Consider the following 14,133-nt stretch of genomic DNA (forward strand, 5'->3'; position numbering starts at 1 on the left):
GGCATCCTAGGTGAACGCCGCACCACCGCCTGCGGCCGGTCTGGCAAGGTGGCGACCATGCGACTCTCGATCTGGCCCGGTGCGGGGCAGCCGTACGCCGACATCCTCGACGTGGCCCGGCACGCCGCCGACACCGGATGGGACGGCGTGTGGATCGCCGACCACTTCATGCCGAACACCGCACCGGACGTGCGAGCCGACCATCCGGTGCTGGAGGCCGGTTCGCTGGTCGCCGCGCTCGGCGCGGTGCTGCCGCGGGTACGGATCGGCACGCTGGTCTACGGCAACACCTACCGTCATCCGGCGGTGGTCGCGAACATGGCCGCCACCGTCGATCAGATCACCGGCGGCCGGTTCACCCTCGGTGTCGGCGCGGGCTGGCAGGTCAACGAGCACGAGCAGTACGGCATCGAGCTGCCGGCGGTGCGACAGCTCCTCGACCGCTTCGAGGAGGCGCTGCAGGTGTGGCACGGGCTGCTGCGCACCCCCACCACCGACTTCCAGGGTACGTATTACCAGCTCACCGGCGCCGTCTGTGAACCCAAACCGATCCAGGACCCGCTCCCGATCATGATCGGGGCCAAGGGGGAGAAGCGGATGCTGCGGATGGTCGCCGCGTACGCCGACCAGTGGAACACCTGGGGCCTGCCCGAGGTGATCGCCCACAAGTCGGCGGTTCTCGACGAGCACTGCGCCGCGATCGGCCGTGATCCCCGGGCGGTTCTGCGGACCGCGCAGGCCCTGGTCGCCGTCGACACGCCGGTGCCGCCGGATCTGCGCATGCCGGCGTACGGGGGCACACCGGATCTGGTCAAGGCTACCGTCGAGGCGTACCGGGAGATCGGCCTGGACGAGCTGATCATCCCGGACGGGCTGCTCGGCACCGGCCCCGAGCGCCGTAAGGCCCTCGACACGATCCTCGGCATCGTCAAACCCTGATCGCACCCCCGGCCGGCTGTCTCCGGCGGCCGTGACGGCCGGCCGGGGTAGCCGGGAGCGGACGCTCACGCCCGCAGCGGGCGGCATGGCCCGTACCCGGCAGCCACCTCGCCGGGGATGGTCACGGCCGCCGTGCGTGGCCCGTACCACTCCATGGTCTTGATCTGCCTGAACCGCACGCGGGCGCCGGGATGATTTGATCCACGGATGGCGATGCGGGTGGGGGCGAAACGGCGGGTGCGGCGGGCGTTCCGGGACGGGACGGCGCTCGAGCTGAACGGGGAGACGGTCGACGGGGAGTTCCTGGCCGGGCTGCTGCGCGAGAATTCCGGTGGGCGGCTGAACATCGGCGGCGCGCGGATCACCGGGGAGCTGGATCTGACCGGGGCGCGGGTGGAGACGCCGATCCATGTGCGGCGGTGCGTCTTCACGAGCGCGCCGCGGCTGGATCACGCCGAGCTGGCGTCGGTGAACCTGGACGGGTGCACGATGCCGGGCCTGGAAGCCGACGGGGCGCGGGTGTCGGGGGATCTGTCGGTCCGCGACGCGACCGTGACCGGGAACGTGTGGCTGCAGCCGGTCCGGGTGGACGGGGCGCTCGAGCTGGACCGCAGCACCGTGGACGGCACCGTCTATCTGGAACGGGCCGAGATCACCGGCGGCGTGTACCTGACCGGTGCGGTGGTGACGCGCGGGGTGCGGCTGTCGGACGCCCGGGTCGGCGGGACCGTGACGTTGCTCGTGGCCCGGATCGGTTCGCAGGAGGGGACCAACACGGCGGTCCGGGCGGTGGGGCTGACCGTCGGCGGGTCGCTGACGATCAGCGGCTTGGACGCCGACGGGTCGGTGAACCTGGTCGGGGCGCAGGTAAGCGGGGCGATCAGCCTGCAGGACACGGTGGTCCGGTCCCGGGGCCGCAACCATGCGCTGCTGTTGATCGAGGCGCGGGCGCAGTTGCTGACGATCCGGCTGGCGCCGACGTCGCAGGGTGCGGTGAGTCTGCGGGACGCCCGGGTGGGACGGCTGGTGGACGATCCGGTGGGCTGGCCGCCGGCGTGCCGGGTGGAGCTCGACGGGTTGACCTATGAACGGTTGTCGCGCCGGTCGGAGGATGCGGCGCAGTGGTCGGCGCGGCAGCGGCTGGCGTGGATGGCCCGCTACTGCGAGGGGTTCGCGCCGGGTCCGTACGACCAGTTGGCGGCGGCGTTGACCCGCGACGGCCGGGAGCAGGAGGCCCGGCAGGTGCGGGTGGTGCGGGAACGGCGCCGGCATCGGGCGATGGGCTGGGCGGGCGCGGTGTGGGGTGCGGTGCAGGACGCCGGGATCGGGTTCGGGTACCGGCCGGGCCGGGCGCTGGTGTGGCTGCTGCTGGTGGTGGCGGCCGGTACCGGCTGGTTCGCGTGGTCGGGGCCGTTGCGGGCGGTGAAGGCCGATGAGGCGCCGGTCTGGGATCCGTTGCTGTACAGCGTGGATGTGCTGGTGCCGCTGCTGGATCTGGGGCACGACAAGGCGTTCGATCCGGCGGGCGCCGACAAGGCGGTGATGCTGGCGCTGATGGCGGCGGGCTGGGTCCTGGCGACCACGGTGATCGCGGGTGCGGGCCGGACGCTGGGCCGCGGCGCGGCCTGACCGGGCTCGGCGCGCGGGTGCTAGCGCACGGCCCAGGCGGCGATGGCGGCCCGGTTCGGCAGGCCGAGTTTGGTGCCGATGTTGCGGATGTGGGTGTCGGCGGTGCGGGCGCTGATCCGTAGCCGGGCGGCGATCTGCGGGCTGGTGAGGCCGTCGGCGACCAGGGTGGCGATCTCGCGTTCGCGGGTGGTGAGGCCGCCGCCGGCCGGTGCGGAGGTGCGGCGTGAGATCGGTTCGCCGAGGGCGATGCGCACGGCGTGGGTGTGCGCGTGCCGGCCGGCGGTGATCTGTTCGGCGGCGGCGTCCGCGCCGATCACGGCGGTGATCTGCCGGCGGGCCCGGTCGCGGCCGGCGGCGAAGGGCCGGAGCCCGGCCAGGTCGACGCCGAGGCGCTGTTGCCGGGCGGTGGCGGCGCCGAGCAGCCAGGCCGCGCGGCGGGCCTCGCCGACGGGGTCCACCGCACCGGGTGTGGCGCCGGCGGGGTCCGCCGCGCGGGCGGCGATGATCCAGGCGGCGAGTTCGATGCTCCAGGTCTGGCCCCACTGGTCGTCCATGGAGCGTTGCATCTGCAGGCAGCGTTCGATCAGCGTGCCGGCCCGGCCGGCCTCGCCGGCCCGGTGGGTGGCCAGGGCGCCGGTCCACAGCGCCCAGGAGATCGCCCACGGCGCGCCGGCCTGTTCGGCTTCGTACAGGTGCGCGGCGGCGGCGTCGGCGGGCCCGTCGGTGAAGGCGGTGCCGATCGCCCACATCATGGTGGCCATGTGCCCGTCGCCGGTGTGCCGGTCGCGGACGGCGTCCAGGGTGGTCACGGCGGCCGGGTCGGCGTGCAGCAGCACCGCGCCGGCGGCGGCGGCGAATCCGGTGCCGTCGGTGAGGGCGAGCAGGTCCCGGCCCTGGGTGGCGGCGATCCAGGCGGTCAGCGCGGCGACGGTGTCGCGGTCGGTGGGGTCGGGGTGGTCGGCGGCGCGGTGCAGCCGGGTCAGGGTGAGGTCGAGGAAGCCCCAGAAGAACGGGGCCCGGGTACGGACCAGGTCGCGCAGCAGTTCCCGGGCGGCGACGATCGCGCCGGTGGCGAGGCTGTGGTCGACGGCGGCGAGGATGTCCGGCAGTTCCTGGCGGACGGCGGCGAGCACGTCGAGTTCTCGGGTGGAGAACCAGGTCCGCGCGGCCCCGGCCAGGTAGGCCCGGTAGTGGTCGCGGTGCCGGTCGCGGGCCGGTCGCGGGTCGCCGAGGCGCTGCAGGCCGTAGTCGCGCAGGGTGTCGAGCATGCTGAACCGGGCCGGGTGGGTGTCGGTGGCGGCGGTCAGCACCGATTTGTCGACCAGCCCGTCGAGGGCGTCGGCGCGGTCGCCGGCGACGTCGCGGACGGCGGCCGCGGTGAACGGGCCGGCGAACACCGCGGCGGCACGCCACAGCGCCTGCTCGTCCGGGGTGCACATCCGGTAGCTGAGGTCGACGACTCGTTCCAGCGGGCTGAGCAGGCCGAACCGGTCGCCGGTGCGGTCGGTCAGTTCGGTCAGGCTCATGGTGCGGGCCCGCCCGGCGGCGAGTTTGACCGCCAGGGGCAGGCCGTCGAGGTGGCGGCAGAGCCGGGCGAGGCGGTCGCGGTCGGCGAACGCGGCCGGGTTGACCCCGGCGGCGGTGGCGAGTTCGGTGAACAGCCGGGCCGCGTCGGTGTCGGTCAGCGGCGGCACGGTGAGGGTGTGTTCGCCGTCGACGCCGAGCCGCTGGCGGGAGGTGACCAGGATCCGCAGCCGGGGCGCGGCGCGCAGCAGGGCGGTCGCCGCGGCGGCGGCCTGGGGCACGAGCCGGTCGCAGCCGTCGAGCAGCAGCACACCGGGCCGGCCGACCAGGTGGGCGGCGACGACGTCGGGGCCGGGGTCGCCGTGGTGGCGGATGCCGAGGGCGAGCGCCAGGTGCGCCCACAGTTGGTCCGGGTCGGTCAGCCCGGCCAGGTCGGCGACGTGGACCCGGTCCAGGCCGGCGGCGATCCGCAGCGCGAGCCGGGTCTTGCCGGCGCCGCCGCTGCCGGTGAGGGTGAGCAGCCGGACGCGTCGCAGCAGGCCGGTGGCGGTGGCGAGGAGGTCGTCACGGCCGATGAACGGGCTGAGATCCAGCGGCAGATCCGTCATCATCGGCGCACCATACCGTTATCTGCGTAGACGGTCCGGCGCCCCCTACGCGATCGTCCGGATGCGACAGAGTTCACGATCGAGGCACACTGCCGCCGGTGCCGCCCGGCCGCCCCCCAGCTAGGCCGGGCGGCACCGGCTGCTTTGCCGCAAGGGAGAAGAGTTGCGCGACATCCTCATCGTCGGTGCCGGTCAGGCCGGGCTGCAGCTGGCTCTGGGTCTGCGGGCCGAGGGCTTCGACGTGACGGTGGTGTCGGCGCGGACGCCGGCCGACCTGCGTGCCGGCGCGCCGCTGTCCACCTGATCAAGGCGTATCTGCCTGCGGTGCACGAGCGGGCGGGCGCGGTGGAGGCGGCCGGGGGCGGGCCACCCTGGCCGGCCGGTTCACCCCGACGGTGCGCAGGCCGGTGGGGGTGCTGCCGGGCGGCACCCCGGTGCTGGGCCTGGGGGACGTGGTGGTGCAGAACGATCCGATCACCGGGCAGGGCGCGAACACCGCGGCGAAGGCCGCCGACCACTGTCTGACCGCGATCCTGGCCCATCAGGGGCTGTTCGACGCCGTCTGGATGACCGGGGTGTTCGAGTCGTTCTGGCGGCTGCACGGCCAGGCGGCCACCGACTGGACGAACCTGATGCTGGGCCCGCCCCCGCAGCACGTGCAGCAGCTGCTCGGGGCCGCGGCCCAGCATCAGGTGGTGGCGGACCGGCTCGCCAACGGGTTCGCCGATCCCAGCGACTTCGGTGACTGGTTCCTGACCGCGGAGAAGGCCGACGCGTACCTGAGCTCGCTCTAGAACCGGAACCGGGTGACCAGGGAGCGCAGCTCGCCGGTCACCTGGCCGAGCTCCTGGACCGCCTGCTCCGACTGGTTGACCAGGTCGGTGGTGTTGCGGGCCACGGAGGCGACGGTGCCGATGTTCGCGGCGATCCGGCTGGAGCCGCTGGCGGCCTCGGAGACGCTGCGGTTGATCTCGCCGGTGGTGGCGGTCTGTTCCTCCACCGCCGACGCGATCGTCGTCTGGTAGGAGTTGATCTGCTCGATCACCTCGGCGACCTCGCTGATCGCGGCGACCGCCCCGGCCGTGTCGGCCTGGATGGTCTGTACCCGCCGGGCGATGTCCTCGGTGGCCCGGGCGGTCTCCTGGGCCAGGTCCTTGACCTCGCCGGCGACGACGGCGAAGCCCTTGCCCATCTCGCCGGCGCGGGCCGCCTCGATGGTGGCGTTGAGGGCGAGCAGGTTGGTCTGCTCGGCGATGCTGGTGATCGTCTTGACGACGTCGCCGATCTCGCGGCTGGAATCGCCGAGCCGGGACACGCTGGCCGTGGTGGTCTGCACCGCGGTGACGGCCCGGGACGCCACGGTGGCGGCCTCGTTGGCGCTGGTGGCGATCTCGCGGATGGAGGCGCCCATCTCCTCGCTGCCGGCCGCGACGGTGTGCACGTTGCGCGACACCTCGTCGGCGGACGCGGCGACCACGTCGGCCTGCATCGAGGACTCCTTGGCGCCCTCGGCGAGCTGGGCCGACAGGCGGCTCATCCGGTCGCTGGTGGCGGCGAGGCTGTCGGTGCCGGCGGCCAGGCCGCCCATGGCCGAGCTGATGGACTCCAGGGCGGTGTTCATCGACCGGCTCATCTGGCCGACCTCGTCCTGGCCGGCGGTGTCGAGGCGCCGGGTGAGGTCGCCCGCGGCGACGGCGGCGAGCACGTCGGCGGCCTGGCCGAGCGGCCGGGTGATGCTGCGGGTCACCCCCCAGGCGATCGCGGCGGCGAACGCGACGGCGGCGGCCAGCAGCAGGTACATCAGCAGCCGGAAGTTGTGGCCGATGTCGCGGGCGGTGGCGGTCTCGGCCTGGTTCATCGCCTCTTCGAGGTCGATGAACACGTTGATGACGCGCAGCCATTCCACGAAGGCGGGCTTGGCCTGTTCGGTGAGCACGGTGACGGCCTGCCGGGTCTGGCCGGCCTCGCGCAGGGAGACGACCTGCTCGACGAGCGGGTTGGTCCGGTCCTGGACGTCGTTGATTCCCTCGAAGGCGTCCTTCTCGGCGTCGCTGACCAGGCTGTCGTCGGCGAAGATGTCGTTCATCCTCACCTCGGACTCGCGGTAGGCGGCGGCGAGCTTGTCGATCAGGGCCTTCTCGGCGGCCACGTCGGTCGCGGTGCCGGCGTAGACCAGGTCGCGCAGCGCGATGGCGCGGTCGTGGACGCTGCCCCGGAAGTTGATGGCGTACCGCTGTTTCACGGCGTTCTGGTCGTTGATGACGGTGAGCTTGTCGTTGATCCGGTTGACCTGGACGACACCGGTCACCACCAGCGCGACCATGGTGAGCACGACGACGAGGAATCCGGCCCCGAGCCGACGTCCGATGGTCAAGTTCTTCATGCCCACCTTGATCGGCAGCTTTCGGTCCGACATAAGGTTTGCGCCATGCTCTATGGTTAGTTGGTGGAGTAACGAACCAAAGGAGTGGAGGGCATGTTCGATGACCGCAGCCCGATCTACCGGCAGATCGCCGATCAGGTCAAGGACGACGTGCTGCGCGGCGTGCTCGGCGCCGGCCAGCAGGTGATGTCCACCAACCAGTACGCCGCCCACTACCGGATCAACCCCGCCACCGCCGCCAAGGCGTTCCAGCAGCTCGTCGACGAAGGCGTGATCTACAAGCGCCGGGGTGTCGGCATGTTCGTGGCCGACGGCGCCCGCGACCGGCTGCGCACCGAGCGGCGGGAGCGGTTCTTCACCGAGGTCGTCGGCCCGATGCTCGCCGAGGCGCACGCCCTGGGCATCCCGGTCGCCGACATCGTGGCTCACCTCCAGCGGCACGACCCCCCGGGAGACAGCAGATGATCACCACGTCCGCGTTGCAGGTCCGGTACGGCGACACCACCGCCCTGCACCCCCTCGACCTCGACCTGAGCGCCGGCCGCATCTACGGGCTGCTGGGCCGCAACGGCGCCGGCAAGACCACCCTGCTGTCGGTGCTGGCCGGGTTCCGCGCGCCGAGTGCCGGCTCGGTGACCTTCGACGGCGCGCCGGTCTTCGAGAACGCCGCCGCCACCACCCGGATCTGCCTGATCCGCGACGACGGCGGCCTCGGCGACCCGACCGACAAGCTCACCGACATCCTCGACATGGCCGCGATCCTGCGGCCCACCTTCGACCGGGCGTTCGCCGGCGAGCTGCTCGACCGGTTCGCGCTGCCCCGCCGGTCCACCCTGGGCCGGCTGTCGCGCGGCCAGCGGTCGGCGTTCGGCGTGACCGTCGGCCTGGCGTCCCGGGCGGCGTTGACCATGTTCGACGAGGCGCACCTGGGCATGGACGCCGCGGCCCGCAAGGTGTTCGCCGACGCGCTGCTGGCCGACTATCTGGCCCGTCCGCGCACGTTCCTGCTGTCCACCCATCTGATCGAGGAGCAGAGCCCGCTGTTCGAGCAGGTGCTGATCCTGCACCAGGGCCGGCTGCTGCTGCGCGAGGACCTCGACGACCTGCGCGGCCGCGGGGTGGCGGTGACCGGCCCGGCCACGCTGGTCGACGACTTCGTGTCCGGGCTGACGGTGCTCGCCGAGCGCCGGCTGGGCCCGACCAAGGAGGTCACCGTGTTCGGCGGGCTCGACGACGAGCACCGGCGGCTGGCCGGCCGCGCCGGCCTGACGCTGGGGCCGGTGGCCGTGCAGGACCTGTTCATCCACCTGACCGGAGGTCTGCCGTGAGCCGTCTGCCGATCGCCCGTTATCTGTTCTCCTCCCACACCCTCTTCCTGATCATGTTCCTGGGCGCCTTCTACCTGCTGGTCGCGGTCGTCGTCGCGGTGGCGGCGCTGGCCACCCCGATCACGCTGAGCGGGGTCGACGTCGCCGGGCAGGCGCTGCACTGGCTGGCGCTGGGGTACGGCTACAGCGCCGCCACCCTGCTGACCACGATGATCGTGCACGGCCGGACCCGCCGGGAGTTCCTGGTGCAGCATCCGCTGTTCCAGGTCGTCACGAGTGCCGTGCTGGCGGCCCTGATCACCGGGGTCTACGCGCTCGAGGCCGTCGTCTACCGGGCGGCCGGCTGGACCCGCCGGCTGCAGGATCACCGGATCTTCGAGGCGACCGACTATCCCACCATCTTCGGGGCGTACTGGAGCATGCTGACGGTGTGCCTGATGACCGGCGCGTTCCTCGGCGCCGCGATCCTGCGGTGGGAGACCGCGGGTGCTCTGGCGCTGCTGCCGGCGGCGGTGGTGGTCGTCTACGCGGGCGCCGCCAACGGCCTGTTCAGTCTGCCGTTCGCCCGTGTCGGGCTGGACGTGGCGGTCACCGCGGTGATGGTGGCGGCCGGGTGGGCGCTGCTCTGGTCGGCGGTCCGCGACATGCCGGTGCGTATTAGAGTTCCGGCGTGATCCGACGCCTGCTCGTCACCGGTGCCACCGGTTATCTCGGCCGCCGTGTCATGGCCCGCGCGGCGGTCGCCGGGTTCGAGGCGGTGGGCGCGTCGCTGGCGGCGTCGCCGGTGCGCCTGGACATCCGGGATGCCGCCGACGTGCGGCGGGTGGTCGCCGCGGTGCGGCCGGACGCGATCGTGCACACCGCCGCCGGGCGGGACCGGCACGACTGGCCGGCCACCGCCGACGGCGCCGCCCACGTCGCGCTGGCCGCCGCCGGGATCCGCCTGGTCCACGTGTCCAGCGACGCGGTCTTCTCCGGCACGCTGGGGGAGTACGACGAGGACGCCCTGCCCGACCCGGTGTACGCGTACGGGGCCGCGAAGGCCGCCGCCGAGACCGCCGTCCGCGCGATCGCCCCGGGCGCCGCGATCGTCCGCACCTCCCTGATCATGGGGGACGGGCACGGCGGTCACGAGCGGTTCACCCACGACCTGATCGCCGGCCGGGCGTCCGGAGCGCTGTTCACCGACGAGATCCGCAAGCCGGTGCACGTCGACGACCTGGCCGACGCGCTGCTGGAGCTGGCGGCGGGCGACTACGCCGGGGTGCTGAACGTGGCCGGCGCCGACGCGATCAGCCGTTACGACCTGGGTGTGCTGGTGGCCCGCCGCGACGGTCTGGACCCGGCCGCCATCCCCGCCGCGAGCCTGACCGGGCTGGGCCTGTCGCGGCCCGTGGATCTGCGGCTGACCCTCACCCGGGCGCGCCAGGTGCTGTCCGTGCGGCTGCGCGGCGCGACGGAATTCGTTCGCCCCGCCGCCGGCTGATCACGATACTGGCGCGATGAGCACCAGCCGCACGATCCGCGTCACCGTCCGCGGGTCCTTCGACGACCTGTCCGATGCCCAGAAGGCCGAGCTGATCGCCGCCGGGGACGCGCACTCCGACATCCTCGCCGTCGAGTACACCGCCGACGGGCATCTGACCTACGACCTGGCCGCCCGCCCGTTCTTCACGTTCCGGTTCGGTGAGACGGTCGACGACGAGCGGGAGATCCCGCGGGTGACGGCCCGGGCCGAGGCGAAGGCGGCGGCCTGGATGACCGCCCGCGGGTACGGCTTCAAGCGCCTCACCTCGCAGACGGTCGACATGTCGGAGATCCCCCTCGGCAAACGCGGCCGCAAACTCCAATCCTGATCAGGTCAACCGTAGGTTGACGGCGCGCATGGCGTCAACCTACGGTTGACGCCATGACGCAGCCTCCGGTCCGTCTCGACGACCTCATCCACGCCGTCACCCGTGAGCATCCCGACGACCCCCTCGGCCGGCTGTCCGGCGCCGTCGTGCTCAGCGACCACCTCGGCGACCTCGCCGATCACCTGATCGGCCACTTCGTCGACCAGGCCCGCCGCTCGGGCGCCTCCTGGACCGACATCGGCCGCAGCATGGGCGTGAGCAAACAGGCCGCCCAGAAGCGATCGGTGCCCCGCGAGCAGGGTTTCGAGCGCTACTCCGACGTGGCCCGCGCGGCCGTGGTCGCCTCGATGGCCCACACCGCCCGGTGGCGGCACCCCGAGATCAGCTGCGGTCATCTGCTGCTCGGCGTGCTCGACCAGGCCGACGGCCTCGCCGTCCGGGCCATCACCGCCCAGGGCCGCACCGTCGAGGAGATCCGCGACCAGGTCACCCTGCCGCCCGGCGACGCCGAGCCGCGGCCGCTGATCCCGTTCGACACCCGTACCCGCAAGGTTCTGGAACTCACCTCCCGCGAGGCGCTGCGGCTGGGCCACGACAAGGCCGGCACCGGCCACCTGCTGCTGGCCCTGCTCGACGAGGGCGAACCGGCCCTCGACCTGGACCGCGACGCGATCCGCGAGGCGGTCGACGCGGGCCCGCAGGAGACCTGACCCCGACTTGAGAAGAAATTCGCGGTGCAACCAAGCAGCAACCGAGAGTGCACGCCGGTTGCACCCGTAGCCGCGAAAAGTTCCCCCTGCAAGCCGGTCAGCCGACACAGGGGGAACCGAAATGACCGCCACCATCGCGCCGAAGTCCGTGACCCGTGACCAGGAAGAGCTCATCCGCGACAACATGGCGCTGGTCGGTCACATGGTCCGCGAGATGCTGTTCCGGGTGCCGCCGCACGTGCACCGCGACGACCTCGCCTCGGCCGGGTACGCCGCCCTGGTCACCGCCGCACAGGCCTACGACGCCGAGCGCGGCATCCCGTTCGGCCGGTTCGCCGCCGTCCGGGTCCGCGGCGCCCTGCTCGACGAGCTGCGCAGCATGGACTGGGCCAGCCGTTCGGTGCGGGCCCGGGCCCGCCGCGCCGACGTCGCCCGCGAGGAGCTGACCCGCCGGCTGGGCCGCACCCCCACCCCGGAGGAGCTGGCCGAGCTGCTCGGCGTGGCGGTCAACGAACTGTCCAGCGTCGACGACGACGTGCAGCGCGCCGCGGTGCTGTCGCTGCAGGGCTTCACGGCCGGCGCCGCCGAGGACCTGGTCACCGAGTCCTCGATGAACCCCGAGGAGATGCTGCTGCACCGCGAGCGGCTCGGCTACCTGCACGACGCGGTCACCGTGCTGCCGGAGCGGCTGCGCTACGTCGTCGAGGCGTCCTTCCTGCAGGAACGCCCGCTGTCGGAGGTCGCCGCGTCGCTGAGCGTCACCGAGTCGCGGGTCTCCCAGCTGCGCACCGAGGCGCTGGCCCTGCTGCGCGACGGCCTCAACACCCACATGGAGCAGCAGAGCGCCGCGGCCGCGCCCAAGGACGGCTGCGTCTCGCGCCGCCGGGCCGCGTACGCCGCGCAGATCGCCGCCCGCAGCACCATGACCTCGCGCCTGTCGGCCACCGACGTGCACGGTCAGCGCCTGGCCGCGGCCGCCTGATGCGCAACGGGGCCTTGAGAGGTACGCGGCCGGCCGCCCCACCCTGATCCGGCCGTCCCGTCGGCTCCCGGCCATCACCGCAGGCGACGGTTGCGGCGCCGATGCGCCGCCGGCTCATGCCGTGGGGTGCGGCTTCTCCCGCAGGTAGACGTCCTCCAGCCCGTCCTCGGCGTCCCACTGCTCGCCGATCTTGCGGAACCCGAATCCGGCGATCACCTTCTTCGAGCCGATGTTGTCCGGCCGGATGCTGGCCCGTACCGCGGTGACCCGCGGGTCCGCGTCGGCGCGTTCCAGCAGGGCGGCCAGGATCGCCTTGCCGTACCCGCGCAGCCGGTGCTCCGGAGCCACCGTGTACCCGACCTCGACCCGCCCCGCCTCGTCCGGCGGCCCGTGGAACCCGCCGTGCCCCACGATCACCCCTTCGGGTTCGGCCACCACGGCCCGGGCGATCCAGTCGGCGGCCTCCGGGTCACGGCGGATGTCGTCGAGCCGTACCCGCCACAGCCACCGCTCCTCCACCAGGAACGAGCTCAGCGGATGCCCCGCGGCGGCGCCGGCCGCCTCGAGATCGCCGTCGATGAGCGCGGCCAGCACGGTGGGGGAGAGCGTGAGGAAGCGGATGGACGCCATGGCCGCATGATCACACACCGTGCTGATTCATGGCACCAACCAGTTGTGCGCAACTAAGTTGTGGGCTACTGTTCTGGTCATGCGAGAGAGCACCGCCCTCGACCGGATGATCTGCTTCCAGCTCTACGCGGCCAGCCGGGCGATGACCGCGCTCTACCGCCCGCACCTCGACCCGCACGGCCTGACCTACCCCCAATACCTCGTCCTGCGCGTCCTCTGGCACGACGGCCCCACCACCGTGCGTGACCTCGGGCGGGCTCTGCGCCTGGACAGCGGCACCCTGAGCCCCCTGCTCAAACGCCTCGAAGCCCAGGGCCACATCGTCCGCCGCCGCGGCGCCCACGACGAACGCACCGTCGAGGTCCACCCCACCGACACCGGCCTGCGCCTGCAGACCGACATCGGCGACCTCACCCAGGCCCTCGCCTGCGCCACCGGCCTGACCACCGACGAGCTGACCCAGCTGCACACGCTGCTGCACCGCGCCCGCGGCACCACCCCGACAGCCTGACCAGGTCGCCCGCGGCACCGTTCCGGCGGCCCGGCCGTCGACCAGCTCACCCCGCCGCACCGCACCCGCGGCGCCGGCACACCCTCCGCACCCCTCAGGGAGACATCGCATGAGCGCCCTCTACACCGCCTCCGCCACCGCGACCGGCGACGGCCGCAACGGCCACGTCCGCTCCAGCGACGGCGTCCTCGACTTCGACCTGGCCGTCCCGAAGGAGCTCGGTGGCGCCGGCGGCGCCCTGACCAACCCCGAGCAGCTGTTCGCCGCCGGCTACGCCGCCTGCTTCCACAGCGCCCTCAAGCGCGTCGCCAGCAACCAGAAGCTCACCCTGACCGACACCGCCATCACCGTCGACGTCGGCATCGGCCCGCTGCCCTCCGGCGGCTTCGGCCTGACCGTCGCCATCGAGGCCGAGCTGCCCGGCCTGGACGAGGCCACCGCCAAGGCCGTCCTGGACGCCGCCCACCAGATGTGCCCCTACTCCAACGCCACCCGCGGCAACGTCGACGTCCAGCTCAACCTGGCCTGACCAGCCCACGAAACGACCCGGTCCGGCCGGACCGATCCTGAGGCCGGCTCAGTCCAACGCACCCGTGAACGTCACCCCGCACCTGCTGGTTTGACGCACCCGTGAAACGGCACCGGCCCGCTGGGCCGGTGCCGTTTCGTTCAGCCCACTCCACGGCCGGCGCCTGGGACGGCCCGGCTCGTTCTCACGGCTGTCTCGCCGGCTCCGAGACAGCCGTGACGACCAGCCGGCCGATTCGCCGCCCGCCTTGTCGGTCATGGAGATTGCGCCGTCCGCGCCACCACGCGCTCACCGGCCCTCAGCGGACGAAGACCCGCCCGCCCGCGACGGATCCACCCCTTCCACCCCGTACGCGCGAGATCTTGGGAGTTTCGGGCGAACCGATTCACCGCAACCTCGCAAGATCGGCAACCGGCGGGCCGGCAATCGGCCGGCAGGGTCAGCACTCACCACCAGCCGGGCTGGCGGCACGCGGATCCGGTGTGCCTGTGGCGGCGCGGTAGG

General features: G+C 72.9%; 16 protein-coding genes. 13 read left to right on the forward strand and 3 right to left on the reverse strand.

Going from position 1 to position 14,133, the window contains the following annotated elements:
* The first annotated feature begins 57 nt into the window (after positions 1 to 57).
* Positions 58 to 939, forward strand: coding sequence for an LLM class flavin-dependent oxidoreductase (locus Aut01nite_RS33775; protein ID WP_043531790.1), 882 nt, complete (start codon positions 58 to 60; stop codon positions 937 to 939).
* A 207-nt stretch (positions 940 to 1,146) separates the two neighbouring features.
* Positions 1,147 to 2,568 carry a hypothetical protein gene (locus Aut01nite_RS33780; protein WP_043531606.1) on the forward strand — a complete coding sequence of 474 codons (1,422 nt, stop codon included), beginning with the start codon at positions 1,147 to 1,149 and terminating at the stop codon, positions 2,566 to 2,568.
* Between the two features lie 20 nt (positions 2,569 to 2,588).
* Here Aut01nite_RS33780 and Aut01nite_RS33785 read toward each other — a convergent pair whose 3' ends face one another.
* A complete protein-coding gene (locus Aut01nite_RS33785) occupies positions 2,589 to 4,703 on the reverse strand; it encodes an ATP-binding protein (protein ID WP_152629050.1) in 2,115 nt (704 codons plus the stop codon).
* A gap of 160 nt (positions 4,704 to 4,863) precedes the next feature.
* Between Aut01nite_RS33785 and Aut01nite_RS33790 the strand changes: the two genes are divergently transcribed.
* Positions 4,864 to 5,004 carry an FAD-dependent oxidoreductase gene (locus Aut01nite_RS33790; RefSeq protein ID WP_161790742.1) on the forward strand — a complete coding sequence of 47 codons (141 nt, stop codon included), beginning with the start codon at positions 4,864 to 4,866 and terminating at the stop codon, positions 5,002 to 5,004.
* A gap of 91 nt (positions 5,005 to 5,095) precedes the next feature.
* Positions 5,096 to 5,494 (forward strand): hypothetical protein, encoded by a 399-nt coding sequence (locus tag Aut01nite_RS33795; protein ID WP_152629052.1) that lies wholly within the window; start codon positions 5,096 to 5,098, stop codon positions 5,492 to 5,494.
* Here the strand turns inward: Aut01nite_RS33795 and Aut01nite_RS33800 are convergent.
* Positions 5,491 to 7,083: a methyl-accepting chemotaxis protein gene (locus tag Aut01nite_RS33800; protein ID WP_043531793.1), complete on the reverse strand. Its 1,593-nt coding sequence runs from the start codon at positions 7,081 to 7,083 to the stop codon at positions 5,491 to 5,493. The genes Aut01nite_RS33795 and Aut01nite_RS33800 overlap by 4 nt on opposite strands.
* Positions 7,084 to 7,176: 93 nt before the next feature.
* Between Aut01nite_RS33800 and Aut01nite_RS33805 the strand changes: the two genes are divergently transcribed.
* The 7 genes from Aut01nite_RS33805 to Aut01nite_RS33835 all read left to right on the forward strand — a co-directional run bounded on the left by Aut01nite_RS33805 (position 7,177) and on the right by Aut01nite_RS33835 (position 11,959).
* A complete protein-coding gene (locus tag Aut01nite_RS33805; protein WP_043531608.1) occupies positions 7,177 to 7,548 on the forward strand; it encodes a GntR family transcriptional regulator in 372 nt (123 codons plus the stop codon).
* Positions 7,545 to 8,411: an ATP-binding cassette domain-containing protein gene (locus tag Aut01nite_RS33810; RefSeq protein ID WP_043531611.1), complete on the forward strand. Its 867-nt coding sequence runs from the start codon at positions 7,545 to 7,547 to the stop codon at positions 8,409 to 8,411. The genes Aut01nite_RS33805 and Aut01nite_RS33810 overlap by 4 nt, the downstream gene beginning before the upstream one ends.
* The gene (locus tag Aut01nite_RS33815) at positions 8,408 to 9,085 is read left to right on the forward strand and encodes a hypothetical protein (protein ID WP_043531615.1); all 678 of its coding nucleotides are present in this window, start codon (positions 8,408 to 8,410) and stop codon (positions 9,083 to 9,085) included. Before Aut01nite_RS33810 ends, Aut01nite_RS33815 begins: the two co-directional genes overlap by 4 nt.
* Before the next feature lie 50 nt (positions 9,086 to 9,135).
* On the forward strand, positions 9,136 to 9,897 hold the full coding sequence (locus Aut01nite_RS33820; protein ID WP_052164456.1) for a sugar nucleotide-binding protein: 762 nt from the start codon (positions 9,136 to 9,138) through the stop codon (positions 9,895 to 9,897).
* Between the two features lie 16 nt (positions 9,898 to 9,913).
* On the forward strand, positions 9,914 to 10,267 hold the full coding sequence (locus tag Aut01nite_RS33825; protein ID WP_043531619.1) for a DUF6204 family protein: 354 nt from the start codon (positions 9,914 to 9,916) through the stop codon (positions 10,265 to 10,267).
* A 53-nt stretch (positions 10,268 to 10,320) separates the two neighbouring features.
* Positions 10,321 to 10,977 carry a Clp protease N-terminal domain-containing protein gene (locus tag Aut01nite_RS33830; protein ID WP_043531621.1) on the forward strand — a complete coding sequence of 219 codons (657 nt, stop codon included), beginning with the start codon at positions 10,321 to 10,323 and terminating at the stop codon, positions 10,975 to 10,977.
* Between the two features lie 121 nt (positions 10,978 to 11,098).
* Positions 11,099 to 11,959, forward strand: coding sequence for a sigma-70 family RNA polymerase sigma factor (locus Aut01nite_RS33835; protein ID WP_043531623.1), 861 nt, complete (start codon positions 11,099 to 11,101; stop codon positions 11,957 to 11,959).
* A gap of 114 nt (positions 11,960 to 12,073) precedes the next feature.
* Here the strand turns inward: Aut01nite_RS33835 and Aut01nite_RS33840 are convergent, their stop codons facing one another.
* The gene (locus Aut01nite_RS33840; protein WP_043531625.1) at positions 12,074 to 12,589 is read right to left on the reverse strand and encodes a GNAT family N-acetyltransferase; all 516 of its coding nucleotides are present in this window, start codon (positions 12,587 to 12,589) and stop codon (positions 12,074 to 12,076) included.
* A 79-nt stretch (positions 12,590 to 12,668) separates the two neighbouring features.
* On the opposite strand from Aut01nite_RS33840, the gene Aut01nite_RS33845 reads away from it, so the two are divergent.
* Both Aut01nite_RS33845 and Aut01nite_RS33850 read left to right on the forward strand, forming a co-directional pair.
* Positions 12,669 to 13,100, forward strand: coding sequence for a MarR family winged helix-turn-helix transcriptional regulator (locus tag Aut01nite_RS33845; RefSeq protein WP_043531627.1), 432 nt, complete (start codon positions 12,669 to 12,671; stop codon positions 13,098 to 13,100).
* A 109-nt stretch (positions 13,101 to 13,209) separates the two neighbouring features.
* Positions 13,210 to 13,629, forward strand: a complete 420-nt coding sequence (locus Aut01nite_RS33850; RefSeq protein WP_043531628.1) for an organic hydroperoxide resistance protein — start codon at positions 13,210 to 13,212, stop codon at positions 13,627 to 13,629.
* Positions 13,630 to 14,133: the final 504 nt, after the last annotated feature.

This window comes from Actinoplanes utahensis (assembly GCF_016862455.1).
GTDB classification, from domain to species: Bacteria; Actinomycetota; Actinomycetes; order Mycobacteriales; family Micromonosporaceae; genus Actinoplanes; species Actinoplanes utahensis.

Bases quoted from the DNA above. Each gene is read 5' to 3' on its own strand.
- Aut01nite_RS33805 (WP_043531608.1), top strand. From the start codon at position 7,177: ATGTTCGATGACCGCAGCCCGATCTACCGGCAGATCGCCGATCAGGTC.
- Aut01nite_RS33810 (WP_043531611.1), top strand. From the start codon at position 7,545: ATGATCACCACGTCCGCGTTGCAGGTCCGGTACGGCGACACCACCGCC.
- Aut01nite_RS33835 (WP_043531623.1), top strand. From the start codon at position 11,099: ATGACCGCCACCATCGCGCCGAAGTCCGTGACCCGTGACCAGGAAGAG.
- Aut01nite_RS33840 (WP_043531625.1), bottom strand. From the start codon at position 12,589: ATGGCGTCCATCCGCTTCCTCACGCTCTCCCCCACCGTGCTGGCCGCG.
- Aut01nite_RS33780 (WP_043531606.1), top strand. From the start codon at position 1,147: ATGGCGATGCGGGTGGGGGCGAAACGGCGGGTGCGGCGGGCGTTCCGG.
- Aut01nite_RS33830 (WP_043531621.1), top strand. From the start codon at position 10,321: ATGACGCAGCCTCCGGTCCGTCTCGACGACCTCATCCACGCCGTCACC.
- Aut01nite_RS33820 (WP_052164456.1), top strand. From the start codon at position 9,136: ATGGCCCGCGCGGCGGTCGCCGGGTTCGAGGCGGTGGGCGCGTCGCTG.
- Aut01nite_RS33800 (WP_043531793.1), bottom strand. From the start codon at position 7,083: ATGAAGAACTTGACCATCGGACGTCGGCTCGGGGCCGGATTCCTCGTC.
- Aut01nite_RS33850 (WP_043531628.1), top strand. From the start codon at position 13,210: ATGAGCGCCCTCTACACCGCCTCCGCCACCGCGACCGGCGACGGCCGC.
- Aut01nite_RS33785 (WP_152629050.1), bottom strand. From the start codon at position 4,703: ATGATGACGGATCTGCCGCTGGATCTCAGCCCGTTCATCGGCCGTGAC.
- Aut01nite_RS33775 (WP_043531790.1), top strand. From the start codon at position 58: ATGCGACTCTCGATCTGGCCCGGTGCGGGGCAGCCGTACGCCGACATC.
- Aut01nite_RS33845 (WP_043531627.1), top strand. From the start codon at position 12,669: ATGCGAGAGAGCACCGCCCTCGACCGGATGATCTGCTTCCAGCTCTAC.
- Aut01nite_RS33825 (WP_043531619.1), top strand. From the start codon at position 9,914: ATGAGCACCAGCCGCACGATCCGCGTCACCGTCCGCGGGTCCTTCGAC.